The sequence below is a fragment of the Martinezella rhizogenes genome, assembly GCF_000799715.1.
Taxonomy (GTDB): domain Bacteria; phylum Pseudomonadota; class Alphaproteobacteria; order Rhizobiales; family Rhizobiaceae; genus Rhizobium; species Rhizobium rhizogenes_C.
Map to the genome: position 1 here is coordinate 1138827 of NZ_JUHG01000013.1, position 16027 is coordinate 1154853.

At 61.4% G+C, this 16027-nt stretch carries 14 protein-coding genes; 12 read left to right on the forward strand and 2 right to left on the reverse strand.

What is annotated here, in order from left to right; translation table 11 throughout:
* Positions 1–85: 85 nt before the first annotated feature.
* From EX00_RS17150 to EX00_RS17160, 3 genes are read left to right on the forward strand one after another with little or no spacing between them, the layout of a single operon-like run.
* Positions 86–1981 (forward strand): ABC transporter permease, encoded by a 1896-nt coding sequence (locus EX00_RS17150; RefSeq protein WP_162184546.1) that lies wholly within the window; start codon positions 86–88, stop codon positions 1979–1981.
* The gene (locus EX00_RS17155; RefSeq protein ID WP_047460085.1) at positions 1978–2760 is read left to right on the forward strand and encodes an ABC transporter ATP-binding protein; all 783 of its coding nucleotides are present in this window, start codon (positions 1978–1980) and stop codon (positions 2758–2760) included. The genes EX00_RS17150 and EX00_RS17155 overlap by 4 nt, the downstream gene beginning before the upstream one ends.
* Positions 2757–3461 (forward strand): ABC transporter ATP-binding protein, encoded by a 705-nt coding sequence (locus EX00_RS17160; RefSeq protein ID WP_047460086.1) that lies wholly within the window; start codon positions 2757–2759, stop codon positions 3459–3461. The genes EX00_RS17155 and EX00_RS17160 overlap by 4 nt, the downstream gene beginning before the upstream one ends.
* A gap of 202 nt (positions 3462–3663) precedes the next feature.
* Here EX00_RS17160 and EX00_RS17165 read toward each other — a convergent pair whose 3' ends face one another.
* The gene (locus tag EX00_RS17165) at positions 3664–4566 is read right to left on the reverse strand and encodes a LysR substrate-binding domain-containing protein (protein ID WP_047460088.1); all 903 of its coding nucleotides are present in this window, start codon (positions 4564–4566) and stop codon (positions 3664–3666) included.
* A 194-nt stretch (positions 4567–4760) separates the two neighbouring features.
* Here EX00_RS17165 and argH point away from each other — a divergent pair, with 194 nt between their 5' ends.
* From argH to EX00_RS17205, 8 genes are all read left to right on the forward strand, one after another.
* Positions 4761–6227: an argininosuccinate lyase gene (argH, locus tag EX00_RS17170; RefSeq protein ID WP_052210762.1), complete on the forward strand. Its 1467-nt coding sequence runs from the start codon at positions 4761–4763 to the stop codon at positions 6225–6227.
* The gene (locus EX00_RS17175) at positions 6224–7096 is read left to right on the forward strand and encodes an amino acid ABC transporter permease (protein ID WP_047460090.1); all 873 of its coding nucleotides are present in this window, start codon (positions 6224–6226) and stop codon (positions 7094–7096) included. Before argH ends, EX00_RS17175 begins: the two co-directional genes overlap by 4 nt.
* Before the next feature lie 8 nt (positions 7097–7104).
* Positions 7105–7875 (forward strand): amino acid ABC transporter ATP-binding protein, encoded by a 771-nt coding sequence (locus EX00_RS17180; protein WP_047460093.1) that lies wholly within the window; start codon positions 7105–7107, stop codon positions 7873–7875.
* 61 nt (positions 7876–7936) lie between these two features.
* Positions 7937–8767: an ABC transporter substrate-binding protein gene (locus tag EX00_RS17185; protein ID WP_047460095.1), complete on the forward strand. Its 831-nt coding sequence runs from the start codon at positions 7937–7939 to the stop codon at positions 8765–8767.
* Between the two features lie 108 nt (positions 8768–8875).
* The gene (locus EX00_RS17190) at positions 8876–10267 is read left to right on the forward strand and encodes an MmgE/PrpD family protein (protein ID WP_047460097.1); all 1392 of its coding nucleotides are present in this window, start codon (positions 8876–8878) and stop codon (positions 10265–10267) included.
* A gap of 10 nt (positions 10268–10277) precedes the next feature.
* On the forward strand, positions 10278–11162 hold the full coding sequence (locus EX00_RS17195; protein WP_047460098.1) for a polysaccharide deacetylase family protein: 885 nt from the start codon (positions 10278–10280) through the stop codon (positions 11160–11162).
* 16 nt (positions 11163–11178) lie between these two features.
* Positions 11179–12231, forward strand: a complete 1053-nt coding sequence (gene speB / locus EX00_RS17200) for an agmatinase (protein ID WP_047460100.1) — start codon at positions 11179–11181, stop codon at positions 12229–12231.
* Between the two features lie 68 nt (positions 12232–12299).
* Positions 12300–13760, forward strand: coding sequence for an FAD-binding oxidoreductase (locus EX00_RS17205; protein WP_155294082.1), 1461 nt, complete (start codon positions 12300–12302; stop codon positions 13758–13760).
* Positions 13761–13818: 58 nt separating this feature from the next.
* On the opposite strand, the gene EX00_RS17210 is transcribed toward EX00_RS17205, so the two are convergent.
* Positions 13819–14574, reverse strand: coding sequence for a GntR family transcriptional regulator (locus tag EX00_RS17210; RefSeq protein ID WP_047460509.1), 756 nt, complete (start codon positions 14572–14574; stop codon positions 13819–13821).
* Between the two features lie 129 nt (positions 14575–14703).
* On the opposite strand from EX00_RS17210, the gene EX00_RS17215 reads away from it, so the two are divergent.
* On the forward strand, positions 14704–16026 hold the full coding sequence (locus EX00_RS17215; RefSeq protein ID WP_047460102.1) for a M20 family metallopeptidase: 1323 nt from the start codon (positions 14704–14706) through the stop codon (positions 16024–16026).
* Position 16027: the final 1 nt, after the last annotated feature.

Below are 16027 nucleotides of genomic sequence, written 5' to 3' on the forward strand. Positions count from 1 at the left end.
GGCACGCATACCGTCATAAAGCATCGCGCCGGCACTCGCTCTGCGGGTCGAATGCCACCCTTGTTAAATGGGCAGGGAGCCTCCGTTGGACCTTTATCTTCTGCAGTTCCTGACCGGGCTTTCCAATGCCGCGTCGCTGTTCCTGGTCGCCTCCGGACTATCGCTGATCTTCGGCGTGACGCGCATCGTCAACTTCGCGCATGGCGCCTTCTACATGCTGGGCGCCTACCTGGCCTACAGCCTGACGACCCGCTGGGAGAGCGCCTTCGGTTTCTGGGCAGCGCTGCTTGTCTCCGCCGCCATCGTCGCGGTCTGCGGTGCTCTGCTGGAAATCCTGCTGCTGCGCCGTATCTACCGCGCTCCCGAGCTCCTGCAGCTTCTCGCCACCTTCGGTGTCACGCTCATCGTCGAAGACGGCGTACGGCTGATCTGGGGACCAGAGGATCTCGTCGGGCCACGGGCACCGGGACTGTCCGGCGCCGTCCAGATTCTCGGCCGGCCCTTTCCCGCCTATGATCTCGTACTCATCGCTCTCGGACCCGCCGTTCTCGGCATGCTGTGGCTGCTGCTGCACCGTTCGCGATGGGGTATTCTGGTGCGTGCCGCGACCCAGGACCGCGATATGGTCAGCGCGCTCGGCGTCAACCAGAAATGGCTTTTCACCGGGGTCTTCGCCCTCGGTGTCTTCCTGGCCGCCTTCGGTGGCGGCCTGCAAATTCCGCGTGATGCCGTCACGCACTTCATGGATCTGTCCGTCATCACCGAGGTTTTCGTCGTGGTGGTGATCGGTGGTCTCGGCAGCATCGGCGGCGCCTTTCTGGCCGCCATCGTCGTCTCCGAGCTGAACGCCTTCGGCATCCTGGTGTTTCCGGGCATTTCCCTGGTGCTGATGTTCGTGGTCATGGCGGTCGTCCTTGTCCTGCGTCCCTGGGGCTTCTTCGGCAAGCCGCTGCCGGCGTCTCGCGCCGGCTATGCGGCAAGGACCACATGGCAGCCGCTTGGTCCGCGCAGCCGGGCCGCGACCGGCGTGCTGATCCTTGGCGCAGTCCTGTTGCCGCTGGTGCTCGGCAATTACGGCCTCGGCGTTGCGAGCGAAGTCCTGATCGCCGTGATCTTCGCCACCAGTCTTCAGTTCATGATGTCGGTGGGCGGGCTGGACTCCTTTGGCCATGCCGCAAGCCTTGGCCTCGGCGCCTATGGCGCTGCACTATCGGTCCAATGGCTCGGCGCGCCGATGGAGCTTGCCCTCATCATTGGGCCCGTTGTTGCGGCTGCCATATCCCTCGTCTCGGGGTGGTTCTGCGTCCGGCTGTCCAACATCTATTTCGCCATGCTCACTCTGGCCTTCGCGCAGATCTTCTGGTCGATTGCCTACCAGTGGGTCGACGTCACCGGCGGCGACAACGGCATCGTCGGTGTCTGGCCGTCCGACTGGGCAAGCGGGGCCAAGGCCTTCTATTGGCTGGCGCTGGCAGCAACCGTGCTATCGGTCGGCTGCATCCGGTATCTGACCTTTGCGCCGTTCGGCCATGCCTTGAGAGCCCTCAGGGATTCACCGCAGCGCGCCGCGGCAACCGGCATTCCGCGCCGCGCCGTCCAGCATACGGCCTTCATCGTCTCGGCCTTCTTTGCCGGCCTTGCCGGCTCGCTTCTGGCGTTTCAGAAGGGAAGCATCTTTCCCGACGTGCTCGGCATCCCGATGTCGATCGACGGGCTCGTCATGGTCCTGCTCGGTGGCTTCGGCACGGTGTCGGGCGGCATCGTCGGCGCGATCGTCTACAAGACCGCCTCCATCTGGCTGATGAGCAATACCGATCTCTCCCGCATGATCCTCGGCGGTCTCATTATCCTTCTGGTTGTCGCCTTTCCGGAGGGGATCGTCGGAACGATCGGCCGCATATGGGGAGCCCGCAAACCGCAATCAGCGGCGCTTCCGCAAGCCCTTTCGCAGCCGGTCGCCAAGATGGGGGATGCGCCATGAGCCAGCCGCTTCTGTCGGTATCGCATCTGAGCAAGAGCTATCAGGGCGTCAAGGCGGTCACCGACGTCTCCTTTTCGCTGGTTCGCGGCGAGCTGATGGCGCTGATCGGCCCGAACGGTGCCGGAAAAAGCACCTGCTTCAACATGCTGAACGGGCAGATCAGGCCTGATGCAGGGTCCGTGATCCTCGATGGGGTCAACACATCAGGTCTTTCACCCACCCGGATCTTCCGCCTCGGTGTCGGCCGGACGTTCCAGATCGCGGAGGTCTATCTCTCCATGACGGTTCGCGAGAATGTCCAGGTGGCGATCCTGTCCCATGCCGGACATCTCTCCGGATGGACCGGCTTCTTCGGGCGGCTGGATCGAAAGTTCCGCCGAGAGGCCGAAGAGCTGATCGGCCTGATCGGTCTCGGCGACCAGGCCGATCGCCCCTGTCGCGAACTTCCCTATGGCGACGTCAAGCGCCTTGAGCTTGCCATTGCGCTGGCGGGTGATCCGAAGCTCTTGCTGATGGATGAGCCGGCTGCCGGAATGGCCCCGCGCGAACGCATCGAGTTGATGAAGCTGACCGCCCGGATCGTCGAGGAAAGACAGATCGGTGTTCTCTTCACCGAACATGACATGGATATCGTCTTCGAACATGCGTCGCGGATCCTCGTGCTCAATCGCGGCGCGATCATCGCGGAAGGATCGCCGGACGCGATCCGGACCAATCCCGACGTCCAGGCCGTCTATCTCGGCTCAGGCCTGCTTTACGCCAACGGATCGGAGGGCTGATGCTGGAAGTATCGCGTCTCAATAGCTGGTACGGACCCGCCCATATCCTGTTCGACGTGGAGCTGCAGGTCGCCGAAGGCGAAGTCGTTGCCTTGCTTGGCCGCAACGGCGCCGGCAAATCGACGACCTTCAAATCGATCATGAGCCTGCTCATGTCGAAACAGGGGGAAGTCCGGTTTCGCGGCGAGGATATTTCCAGGCTTGCTCCGTTCGACATCGCCCGCAGGGGGCTCGGCTATGTGCCGGAAGACCGGCGCATCTTTACTGGACTGACGGTGGAGGAAAATCTCGAAGTCGGACGGCAGGCAGCACGCGACCAACACGCGGTATGGACGCCCGAGCGTATCTACGAGATCTTCCCGAACCTCGCCGACATGCGCAAGAGACCGGCCGGCAACATGAGCGGCGGCGAGCAGCAGATGCTGACGATCGGCCGAACCCTCATGGGCAATCCCCATCTGATCCTGCTCGACGAACCATCCGAGGGGCTGGCGCCCAAGATCGTCGAGCAGATGGCGGATGCGATCGTCACGATGAAGCGCGAGGGGCTGTCCATCCTTTTGTCGGAACAAAACCTGCATTTCGCCCGGCTGATATCCGACCGCGCCTATATTCTGGAAAAGGGCGGTATCCGATATTCCGGCACCATTGCCGAACTTGAAAACCGCGAGGATATTCGCCAAGCCTATCTCGCCATGTAAAGGGCGATTATGGGGCATGCGTTGGGTCGGCAATGACAAGGAGGGGCCGCCGTGACCATGGAAATCCGCCTGCTTGAGGCAAACGATACGGCTGGCGGAACAGATCGGCGGCACGCGAAAGACGGACAAGCTCTTCTATCGCCTGGATGGCGAGGCGCTCGACAAGCTTGGAACCTGACGATCGGCGCGCGCGGTGACAAGCTCAATCCCGCATGTCCTCCGCTTGCGCCATCAGCCATGTCCTGAAGGCCTCCATGGACGAGTTCGGCTTTACGTCATGCGGCGTCGCGAACCAGTAGCCATAGCTGCTGCGATATCCAAAGCCGCGAGGATTGACGAGCTTTCCGGCCGCAAGTTCATCCAGCATCAGGCCCCGCGGGATGAGCGCCATGCCCTGCCCCGCAAGCGCGGCGCGGATCACCATCGTATAATATCCAAAGCGCGTGGTATGCCGCACCTCAAGATCGGCCGCGCCATTGCTCTTGGCGAAGTATCGCCAGTGCAGCGGGGTCTGCGGATGCTCCAGCATCTCGCCCCCGGCCAGGTCCGCGATCGTTTCCGGCAAGCCGTTCTTTTCCCAATAGGACGGCGCGCTCACCAAAAGCACCTCGTGGCCGAAAAGATAATGCATGCCCTTCGCCTGCTGGGGCTCTGCGAGAAAATGGAATATCCCGTCCGGTGCTTCCGATTGGGTCGGCGACACGAAGGTCGTGAACTGGACCTCGATCTCTGGATGCTTCTCCACAAATTGCGTAAAGCGCGGCAACAGCCAGCGATCACCGAAGATCGGCAGGACCTGCAGCCTTAGGACACGCGGCCCTGGCTTCAGTCGCGCGACATGCAGCGCCGCATCCTCCATCGCCTTCAGCACCGTGCGCGCATGCTCGATATAGATGGTACCAACCTCCGTCGGGATCATGCCGCGTGGCGTGCGGATGAAAGCAGGGCTGCCGATCAGATTTTCCAATGCCAGCAATTGCTTGCTGACGGCGCTCTGCGACAGCGATGTGCTCTCGGCCGCCGCACTGGTCGATCCTCTCTCGGCCACCGCCAAGAGCACCTGCAGCGCGGTTGTCGAAGGCAGGCGCTGTCGACCGGATGCCATGCAAATCTCCGCTCCATTGCCAATCGGCCATATTGCGCATCAGCGCATGGCCGAATTTCTCGCTAGAATGTTGGTAAACCCAATGCGATATCCCAGCTAGTCGTTTTTGTCATAGCGGGGTGAAATAACTTCGCTTGCCCACGAAACAAGCACATGGGAGCCTTGCTGAAAGTTTAAACAGCAGGGGAATACCAATGCCTGAACCCACTCAGCTCTGGGGTGGACGCTTCAAATCCGGACCGTCCGAAGCCTTGGCCAATCTTTCGCGCGCGCCGAAGTCCTATTTCCGCCTGTATCGCGAGGATATCGCCGGTTCCCGCGCCCATGCCTCCGAACTGAAGCGTGCCGGGGTGTTGGTCGAAAGCGAGTTCTCGGCCATTCGCTCAGCACTCGACGCCATCGAGGCAGATGTCGGCGCCGGTATCGAAGAGCCGATCCCCGGGGACGAGGACGTCCACACCTTCCTCGAGCGCCTGTTGATGGCGCGGCTCGGCGTGCTCGGCGGGAAGCTGCGCGCCGGACGCTCCCGCAACGACCAGACGGCCAACAACACGCGCCTCTATCTGCGCCGCATGGCGCGCGAGCTTTCGGGGGAGATCATCTCGGTCCAGGAGGCGCTGATGAGCCAGGCCTCGCAGCATACCGAAACGGTCATGCCCGGCTTCACCCATCTGCAGCCGGCCCAGCCGATCGTCCTTGGTCACCACCTGATGGCGCATGCGCAGTCACTATTGCGCGATCTGCAACGCTTCGAGGATTGGGATCGTCGTTTCGACCGCTCGCCGCTCGGCGCCGCCGCCCTTGCGGGATCGGGCATTGCCTGCCACCCCGACCAATCGGCTATAGAGCTTGGCTATTCCGCCGCCTGCGAAAACTCGATCGATGCGGTTGCTGCCCGCGACCACGTCGCCGAATTCCTCTTCATATGCTCGCTCGTTGCCGTCGATCTCTCGCGACTTTCCGAGGAGATTTGCATCTGGAGCTCCAAACAATTCAGCTGGGTCAGGCTGCACGATTCCTATTCGACCGGTTCCTCCATCATGCCTCAGAAGAAGAACCCGGATATTGCGGAGCTGACACGCGGCATGTCGGGAACGCTGATCGGCAATGTCACCGGGTTCCTGGCGACGATGAAGGCGATGCCGCTCGCCTATAACCGTGATCTCGCGGAAGACAAGCGCAGCCTGTTCGAAACGATCGACATTCTCGAACTGATCCTTCCCGCTTTTGCCGGCATGGTCGCGACGCTCGAATTCGACGTCGAGAAATTGCGGGAAGAAGCGCCGAAGGGCTTCACGCTGGCGACCGAGGTCGCCGACTGGCTGGTTGGGCAGAATGTACCATTTGCGGAGGCGCACGAGATCACCGGCGCGGTTGTTCGCTACTGCGAGGAACGCGGCCACGATCTTGCCGGGCTCACCGAAGATGATCTGCCGAAGATCGATCAGCGGCTGAACAAGGACATGCTTGCCGCCATCACGCTCGACAAGGCGCTTGCCAGCCGCACCGGTTACGGCGCCACCGCGCCGGTTCGCGTGCGCGAGCAGATTGCCCGCTTTGAAAGGGCGATCAATGCCTGCCGCGCCTTCGCCGACGCGCAGGCGAAGGCGACCAATGTCGCGCATGGACAGAACGACCCTCGGGAGCCTCGAAGCCGATGACCGCCGCAAGCACCAGCCCGTCCCCCACTGACGACAAATACGAGATCGCCCATCTGCGCCTGGTGCCGAAGCGGCATATCGGCCGCATGGTCGCCGCCGCCATCGTACTCGTTTTGCTCGCGGGGCTGGTGCGTGCTTTTAGCGTCGGACAGATAGAATGGAGCTACGTCCGCCAGTTCCTGTTCGCGCCGGCCATTCTCGATGGCCTGACGAATACGCTGCTGATGACCGTGGCCGCCATGGCGCTCGGCATCGCGCTTGGCGTCCTCATCGCCATCATGCGCATTTCCGGCAATCCGGTGCTATCCTATATCGCCGTCGGCTATGTCTGGATCTTCCGCGGCGCACCGGCGCTGCTGCAATTGATGCTGTGGTTCAACCTGGCGCTGATCTTTCCGACCATGGGCATCCCCGGCCTTGTTGAATTTCGCACCGTGGATGTGATGACGCCCTTCGTCGCCGCCATGCTTGGCCTCGGCATATCCCAGGGCGCCTATACGTCCGAGGTCGTCAGAAGCGGGCTGCTTTCGGTCGATAGCGGCCAGTACGAGGCGGCCCGGACCATCGGAATGACGCAGATGAAGATGCTGCGCCGCATCGTGCTGCCACAGGCCATGCGCGTCATGGTGCCGCCGATCGGCAACGAGGTGATCGGCATGGTGAAGCTCACATCACTTGCAAGCGTCATCCAGTATTCCGAGATCCTACACAACGCGCAGATCATCTATTTCGCCAATACCCGCGTTCTCGAACTGCTGCTCGTTGCAAGCTTCTGGTATCTCGCCGTGGTCTCCGTCCTGTCGGTCGGCCAGCACTATATCGAGCGTTATTTTGGACGCGGTTCGAAATCGATCAAAGCGTCCATGTGAGGTCGACCATGAAACAGGATATTCTCGTCAAAGCCGTCGACGTCACCAAGAACTACGGCGACTTCTGCGCCCTCGATAAAGTCAGCATGGAGGTCGTGCGCGGCGAAGTCAGCTGCATCATCGGCCCCTCCGGCTCCGGCAAGAGCACGTTTTTAAGATGCATCAATCTCCTGGAGCGGATGGATGGCGGCGCCATCTGGGTCAATGACGAGCTGATAGGCTACCGCCGCGAAGGCAATAACCTGCATCAGATCAGCGATGCGGAAATCTCCCGTCAGCGCCGTCGCATCGGCATGGTCTTCCAGCGCTTCAACCTGTTTCCGCACAAGACCGCGATCGAGAACATCATCGAGGGACCGGTGCATGTGCTTGGACAATCCGTCGAGCAGGCCCGCGAACGAGCCTCTGCCCTTCTGGAACGCGTCGGCCTTGCGGCAAAGGCGAACCAGTATCCATCGGAGCTTTCGGGCGGCCAGCAGCAGCGCGTCGCCATTGCCCGCGCCATGGGCATGCAGCCGGATCTCATTCTCTTCGACGAACCCACATCGGCGCTCGATCCGGAACTCGTCTCGGAAGTGCTCGACGTCATGAAGGATCTCGCAGCCTCCGGAATGACCATGATCGTCGTCACCCACGAGCTCGGATTCGCCCGCAGCGTGGCCAATACCGTCACGTTCATGGAGGCCGGAAAAGTGGTCGAAACAGGCTTGGCATCGGAGGTTCTCAGTGCCCCGAAAAGCGCCAGGACAGCGGAATTCATCAAGGCCGTCCATAGCTGAGAGAACGATTGGCGAGCCATCAGGCCCGCCAGTGCCAACCGGATCAAAAATGGGGAACACTATGAAAAAGCATCTCACAATGCTCGCCGTCGCCTGCCTGGCGGCCACCTCGGTCAGCGCCGCAGGCCTGCCGGAGCGCATCAAGTCGGCCGGCAAGGTGGTCGTCGCCAACCAGCCGAACTATCCGCCGATGGAATACAAGGACCCGGCGACCAATACGCTGATGGGTGTCGACATCGACCTCGGCCTGGCGCTGGCGAAGCAACTCGGTACCACCGTGGAATGGGCCGACATCGGCTTCGAGCAGATGATCTCTTCGCTGACGACCGGCCGTGTCGATCTGATCCACAGCGGCATGAGCGACCTGCCGAAACGTCGCGACACGCTCGATTTCGTCGACTACATGAAGTCCGGCGCACAATTCTACACGACCGCTGCCCGCAAGGAGGAATTCAAGAAGCCGACCGATTTCTGCGGCAAGATCATCGGCATGAGCCGCCGCACCTCCTTCCCGGATGAGACGGCGAAGTGGAGCGCCACCAATTGCGAGGCTGCGGGATTGCCGGCCGTCAAGGTTGTTGGCACGGAAGGCTCGGCGGATGCCCGCGCCCAGCTGAAGCAAGGTCGCGTCGATGGCGCGGTGCAGGGGTCCGAAACGCTTCCCTATCTGCTGACCCTCGAAAAGGACACCTATACCGTCGTCGGCGAGCCCTTCACCGCCGTCTATCAGGGTATCGGTTTTGCCAAGAAGGATACCGAACTACGCGATGCCTATGCCGCCGCCCTAAAGGCGCTGATGGCCAGCGGCGAGTACAAGACGATCTTCGCAAAGCATGGCCTCGATGGCACGATGCTGGATGGCATCTACATCAATGGCGAAGCCGTCAAGTAAGGATCGCGATCGGCAGCCCGGGGCAATCGCCGCAGGCTGCCGATCGACCACGAAATGGCGGCATGCCGCCAAGGTCTGACGAACCGAGATACGAAAGAGAAAACCGGAATGCCCCGCTCACTTGACGACGCCCCGGTCGACCGGCTTGCGTCCTTCGTTTCGAACCTTCGGTTTGAAGCGCTGCCGATCGACGTGGTCGACAAGGCGAAAATACACATCGCCGATACGCTCGGCGCAGCGCTGGCCGGAGCCCGTTCCAACGAGTTCCGGATCGCGCGACGCATTGTCGGATCGCATGGAACAGCGCGCATCTGGGGCACGGACACATATACCGGCGCGCGCGACGCCGCGCTGATCAACGGTGTCTCTGCCCATGCTTTTGAACTGGACGACGCTGGCGGCTGCGACCATTCGGGGGCAGTCGTCATGCCCGCCCTGCTGGCAGCCATGGCGGAGATGCCGCGCACCGTCTCCGGCAAGGAGCTGATCGCGGCCGTCGTCGCCGGGTATGATGTCGGTCGCCGCATCCTCGAGGCGACGGGCGGCTACGACAGCCATAACAGTCTCGGTTGGCACTCGACAGGCACCTGCGGCACGCTGGCGGCGGCGGCGGCCGTTGCCAATATTCGTGGCCTCGACGCCCATGTCACCCGCGACGCCATCACCCTTGCGACCAGCTTTTCCTCCGGCCTGTGGGCCTTCATCCATGACGGTTCCCAGGCCAAGAAGATCCATGCCGGGCGCGCGGCGGAAGGCGGCCTGCTGGCGGCGCAACTCGCCGCCGAGGGATTTGCCGGACCGTCGAAGGTCTTCGACGACGTATGGGGCGGCTTCTTCCGCTCTTTCAACAAATCCACCTGCGATGTCGAAAAGCTAAGCGAGGCGCTGGGCGAAGTCTGGAAGGTGAAGCGAGCCGTGCTGAAGCCCTATGCTTCCTGCCGCGGCGCCCATTCGGCGGTCGACGCGTTGGAAGATCTTATAAAACAAACGGCGCGGGCTGCCTCGCAGATCGATACGATTGAATTGCGGCTGAGCCCGATGCTGATGGGAATGTGCGGCGCGAAGGAGAGCGGTGCGATGGCGCCGACCCAGATGAGCTTGCCCTATGCCGTGGCGGCGCGCTGCGTCTTCGGAACCGCCGGTCTCGAAGCCTATTCGGCCGAGCGTCGCTCGGATGCGCGGGTCCACGACATCATGGAGCGCATGCAACTGATCGTCGATGACGGCATGAAGCCGCTCGACGAACCTTTCGTCACGCTGACATTCAAGGACGGCCTGCGCGCGACCCATATGGTGCCCCGCGCCACGGGCTCCGCCGAAAGGCCGATGCCGCGGCCAGATATCGCCGAAAAATTCACGGAACTTGTGACGATGAGTTTGAGTGTGGAGCAAGCGAACCGCCTGTGGAGCACGCTCACCAAGCTCGAGGAGCTGGACGATTGCCGTAAGATCGAGAACCTTCTGGCGGGGGACGCAGACAACCGATCCGTTTTTTTCTGAGGATATTCACATGAGTTTCGACCTGACGCCGCGCCCTCTCAACCCGGCACCAAGCTCCCCAAATATGATCTGGCCGAACGGGGCGAAAAGTGCCTTGTTCATCGGCTTTGACGTCGATGCCGAGACGGCCTGGATCGGCAACAATCCCTCGAATGTCGATCGCATGGTGACCACCTCGCATGGGGGCTACGACCGGCGTGTCGGAATAGGAAAGATCCTTGAACTGATGGACGAGCTCTCCCTGAAAGGCACGTTCTTCACGCCGGGATGGACAGCGCTCGCGCATCGGGAGATCTGTGAGGCTATCCTCAAGGCCAGCCACGAGATCGGGCATCACGGCTATCTGCACAAGATGCCCGACCGCGAAAAACTGGACGAAGCATTCGAGGAGATCGATCGCGGTTTCGATGCGCTTCAACAGGCGCTCGGCGTCAGGCCGGTCGGCTACCGCGCGCCCTCCGGAGAGAATTTCCCCGAACTTCTGGCCTATCTCGCCAAATCCGGCATCCGCTATTCCAGTTCCTTCCGCGACGATATCCTGCCTTATCGCCACGCCTCGTCCGACGGCATGGATGGGCCGGTTGAAATCCCCGTCAACTTCGCCTTCGACGATTGGAATTTCGGCATGTCCAGCCGCACGAGCCCGCGCGCCCTTTTCGGCCGTGATGCCGTGCTGCCGCTCTGGATCGAAGAATTCGAGGCGACCCATGCCTGGGGCGGCGTCACGACGCTGGTTCTGCACCCGCAGGTCTCCGGCCGGCCGATGCGCTGGTTCATTCTCCGTGATTTCCTGCGTCATGTGCAATCGAGGGGCGATGTCTGGATCGCAACCGGGGCGCAGATAACAGACCATTTCGAAGCGCTCGAAGCGGAGCGCAAAAGTTTTTCCGCGTGAGATTGGACGGCGAACGATGGCAATTGATGAAGACACACTGCAAAAGCTGCGTGAAAAGTTCGGAGAAGGTCACGGCGGCAACATCCATGATCCGGAGTTCCGCGCCGTCGCGGACAGGATCTTTTCGGCGAGCGGCACGCGTGCGGCTCCCTTCAGCGGCATACCGACGCTGCTGGATGCCGCCTACCGGCAGGTCGACGCCGAAAATCCCGATCTCGGCGATCTCGATATCGCGCTGATCGGCGTTCCGATGGACTTGGGCGTCACCAATCGTCCGGGCTCGCGCTTCGGACCGCGCGCATTGCGCGCCATCGAGCGTGTCGGGCCATACAATCACGTCTTGAAGTGCGCGCCCCTGTTCGAGGCGAAAGTCGCCGATATCGGCGATGTCCCGTTCCGCAGCCGTTATCGCCTGGAGCTCAGCCATGAGGATATCGAGCGACGCTTCGGGCAAATCGTTGCCGCCGGCGTTATCCCGCTCGCGGTCGGCGGCGACCATTCGATAACGCACCCGATCCTGAAGGCAGTTGGCAAAGAGCGTCCTGTCGGCATGATCCACATCGACGCCCATTGCGATACCGGCGGCGCTTACGATCTCACCAAGTTCCACCATGGCGGCCCCTTCCGCAACGCCGTTCTTGACGGTGTGCTGGATCCCAGCCGAACCATTCAGATCGGCATACGCGGGGCGGCGGAATATCTCTGGGAATTCTCCTATGAGTCGGGAATGACTGTCATACATGCCGAGGATATCTCCCGCATGGGGATTGATGCCGTAATCGAAAAGGCACACGCCATCGTTGGCGACGGCCCAACCTATCTGTCCTTCGATGTCGACAGTCTTGACCCGGCCTTTGCGCCCGGCACCGGCACGCCGGAGATCGGTGGCCTCACCAGCCGCGAGGCACTCGCAATCCTCCATGGATTGAAGGGCATCGATTTCGTCGGCGGTGATGTTGTCGAAGTCGCCCCACAATATGACGCGACCACCAACACAGCCCATGTCGCGGCGCAAATGCTGTTCGAGATCCTCAGCCTCATCCGCTTCAGTCCGTCGCTGGCACTGTGACGCATGTCCCGTTGGCCATATAGAGATAACCAGGCCCTGGATCAGCCTGAACTAGAGGGAGCACGCCAATGTGGATGAGCGGAAAAGAGCATAAGCCTCTGGGACCTGAACAGCTGGCTGAAGCAATCGAGGTGCTGAAGCAGGCCGTTGGCCCGTTCGGCTGGAGCACGCATCCCGGCCTCATCGAACCGCACGCGGTCGACTGGACAGGATCCATCCGCGGCGACTCCCCTCTGCTGCTGAAGCCGGCAAACACGGAAGAGGTCGCCAAGATCGTCACCATCTGCGGGCAATACGGTCTGAAGATCGTCCCGCAAGGTGGAAATACCTCACTAGCCGGCGGTTCCGTGCCGTCTGGCGCGGGCATCGAAATCATCGTCAATCTCGCGCGAATGAACAAGGTCCGCAACGTCGACACGATCAACGATACCATGACCGTCGACGCGGGATGCCTGCTTGCCGCGATCCAGGCCGAAGCAGCGAAAGCATCGCGTTTCTTTCCGCTGCGCCTCGCCTCCGAGGGAAGCTGCCAGATCGGCGGCAACCTTGCCACCAATGCCGGCGGCAGCAACGTCATCCGTTACGGCAATACCAGGGATCTCGTTCTCGGCCTGGAAGTCGTACTGGCGGACGGGCGGATCTGGAGCGGATTGCGCGGGCTGCGCAAGGACAATATGGGCTATGACCTGAAGCAGCTCTTCATCGGCGGCGAGGGCACGCTTGGCATCATCACCGGTGCCGTACTGAAGCTATTTCCGAGACCGGTCTCGATCGCCACCGCCATCTGCGCCGTACCGTCTGTCCAGGCGGCGCTGGAACTGCTGGCCCTGTCCAAGCAGCGGACCGGCGGGCAGATAACCGCCTTCGAACTCATGCCGCGCAACGGTCTGGAGCTTGTCTTCAAGCATTTTCCCGCCTGCCGCATGCCCTTGGACCGGCTGCATGACTGGCAACTGCTCATCGAATTCTCCTCGATCGACGAAGCGGTCTCCCAGCAGGAGCGGATCGAGGCCGTTCTGTCCGAGGCCTATGCGTCCGGTCTGATCGTCGACGCCGCTATCGCCGCCTCCATCGAACAGGGCAGGAGCTTCTGGGCAATTCGAGAAGCATTGGCGGAAGCCGACATGAAAGAGGGCGTGACCATCCAAGGGGACATTTCCGTTCCGATTTCAGCGATACCCGACTTCCTGGATAGCTGCACGGGCGCGATCGCAAAAGCGGTCGGCGATGCCCGGATCATCGCCTTCGGTCATCTTGGCGACGGCAATATCCACTTCGGGGTCATTGCGCCGGAAGCCGTTCCGACCAAAGACTTTCTGGCGAGATCTGACGAAATAGAGGAGATCATGTGTGATCATGCCCATCGATTTGGCGGCTCGGTCGCGGCTGAACACGGCCTTGGAATCATGAAGGCCGATGCGGTCCTCAAATATCGTGGTGACGTCGAGCATGATCTCATGCTTGCGATCAAACACAGCCTTGATCCTCAAGGCATGATGAACCCGGGCAAGGTGCTGAAACGAAAGTAGATCGCTTGATTTTCGTTGTGGTAAGTCGCTCTCTTCCCGCGCATTCCCAGGTCCGCCCTTACTGCACCTCATGCACATAACGGTGGCTCCTCGTCGTCGCCCGATGCCGCGCGACAAGGACCGGTGCGGCGGACTGATCGTAGGACACCTCATCAATCGTCAGCACGGCATCCGGCAGAGTAAGCCTCAGCAGCCGGGCATCGTCTTCCGTCGCAAGTGTTGCCGCGATCTGCTCACGAACCGCGGAAATGCGGATGCCATAGCGATCGAGGAGGAACAGATAGAGCAGCGCGGGAATATCCTCTTTCTTCTCGGGGAAAGCCGGCAGCAGATGCGCCGGAAGCGTGATGACCTCATGCATGACCGGCACGCCTGCGACGCTGCGCAGGCGATGAAAGGTGATCACCTCCGTCGGACTTTCCAGTTGCAGGCTGGCGCTCTCATCCTGGTTGGCCAGCCGCTTCTCAAGGGACAGGATTTCCGAAGTGGAATTCTGCAGCGAGCCGTCGAGGCCATGAAGACGGAAATACTGAAAGAAAAACCGCAGGCTATGTTGCGGCGTACGTCCCGTCACGACCGTTCCCGTCTTGCGCCGGCGGCTCAGCAATCCCTCATTGGTCAGATCCGCCAAAGCCCGCCGGATGGTGCCGACCGCCACTCCGAACATCTGCGACAGCGCGATCTCGCTCGGTAGGATGGTCCCCGCCGGCCATTTGCCCATCATGATCGCTTCGGTGATCTGTCGCTTGACCACCTCATAAAGCGGTAGCGAAAACTCCGACGCTCGTGACGTGTCCGCTAAAAAATTGGGCATTTCGCGCAATTAATTGCCTCTTATTTGGAGTTGACTCGCGGAAGGCGAGGAAGCATCATTACTATATAGTTTATATGAATACGAGAGCAGAGCAAACCTCCATTCCGCGCATCTTTTTCGGAACTCAACGTGAGCAATCAAGCCTTATCACCCCAGTCGATATCATTTGCAAACGCCTTGGCGGCAATCGAACGCGATGTCGAAAAGGCGGTCGAGGATCTGGCGCGGATGATTGCCGTCGACACCTCCTTTCCGCCCGGCATGGGCTATCCCGCCTTCGCGGATCTGATGGAAGAACTGCTGGCCCCCCTGGGATTTCACACCAGGCGCGTGGCGGTGCCGGACGCACTGTGGCGTGTCGCCAACGGCCCGGCTTCGGGAGAGCGCGTCAATCTCATCGCTGAGCGTCCGGCGGATAAACCGGTCTGCGGCCTCTATTATCATGTCGATACCGTTCCCGTGTCTCCCGGCTGGCAGCGCGACCCGTTGAGCCTCACACGGGAAGGAAACCAGCTTTTCGGGCTGGGTGCCGCCGACATGAAGGGAACGGTTGCCGCGACATTGCTTGCGCTGCGCGCAGCCGAGGAACATGGTGTCGAGCTTGCCTATGATCCCATGCTGCTGCTGTGCACGGATGAAGAAGGCGGGCTTTATCCCGGCATCCGCTATCTTGCCGAACAGGGCATGCTCAAGGGGCATATCGTCAATTTCAACGGTTCCGCCGCGCCGCGCATCTGGGCCGGCTGCTTCGGTGTCTTTAACCTCCAGATCACCATCAGGGGGCACGCCGTTCATGCCGGCGAAGGCAACCGCGCCGGCTCGGGCGTCAACGCCATCGAGGGCGCCCTTCCGCTCCTCAATGCATTGCAGGCGCTGAAGCCGAAGATCGCCGCTTTCAAATCCAAGCTGCCGCCACCGCCGCATGCGAACGGTCCGCTACGGCCGCAGCTGTCCATATCCGCCATCAATGGCGGCACCTCGGGCGGGCAAGTCGCGGCCGAGATCAAGATCCTCGTCAGCCGCCGTTACGCTCCGGAGGAAAGTTATGCCGCCGCGCGCGCCACACTCGAGGATCTGGTGCGCGCCTGCGTGGCGCAAACGCCGGGCCTTGGCTTCGACATCGACCTCGTCGGCCACCTGATCCCGACGGCAGACCCCGATGGCCCCCATTGGCCGCGCTGGCAGAAGGCATTGAGCCTCGGCTTCGGCTACGAGCCCTCCGACTTTAGCAAATGGGGCGCCGCCAGCTGCTCGGACTTCGGTTACGTCCAGCGGACCGGCGTGATGCAGGAGATATTGCTTGGCGGGCTCGGGCGCCCCGAAAGCTGCATCCACAGCCCGGAAGAACACACGACAACGACGGATATCATCGCCCTGGCGAAGAGCATTCTCGCCTATCTCGCGCATGATTTTTCCGCCGATCTCATTCCAGACTATTCCGCGTCAAAATAAA